This is a genomic window from Streptomyces sp. JW3 (genome assembly GCF_052216785.1).
Classification (GTDB): Bacteria; Actinomycetota; Actinomycetes; order Streptomycetales; family Streptomycetaceae; genus Streptomyces.
Genome location: NZ_JBQOUX010000265.1, coordinates 1 through 581, shown reverse-complemented (window position 1 = coordinate 581; position 581 = coordinate 1). Strand labels below are relative to the sequence as shown.

Annotated in this window: 1 protein-coding gene; it reads right to left on the bottom strand. The window is 68.5% G+C overall.

All coding sequences use genetic code 11. From position 1 onward, the window contains the following. The coding region (locus ACTT8P_RS38425; RefSeq protein WP_442836425.1) for a cobalamin-dependent protein at positions 1–581 on the bottom strand (581 nt) is incomplete at both ends.

Genomic DNA, 581 nt, shown 5'->3' with positions numbered 1-581 from the left:
CCCCACTGGCCCTTGAACAGGGCGCCTTCGTCCAGCCAGGAGGCGTACTCCTTGAGCTGGATGCCCTTGACCACCCGGGTGCCCCAGAACGGCGGCTCGGGGACCGGGTTGTCGACGGCGACGTCGGAACGGCCGCTCTCACCCGGTTCCGCCGCCACCGGCTCCCGCCGGGGCACCCGGCGTTGCTTCAGTTCGGGGAGTTGGGCGCCGGGCACGCCGCGCTTGATGCCGATCAGCGCGTCCATCAGCCGCAGCCCCTCGAACGCGTCCCGCGCGTAGCGGACCTCGCCCTCGTAGACCTCGTGCAGATCCTGCTCGACATAGGCCCGGGTCAGGGCGGCGCCGCCGAGGATGACGGGGAAGTCGGCGGCCATGCCCCGCTGGTTGAGCTCCTCCAGGTTCTCCTTCATGATCACCGTGGACTTCACCAGCAGCCCCGACATGCCGATCACATCGGCCCGGTGCTCCTCGGCCGCCTCCAGGATCGCGGACACCGGCTGCTTGATCCCGAGGTTGACCACCGTGTAGCCGTTGTTCGACAGGATGATGTCGACCAGGTTCTTGCCGATGTCGTGCACATC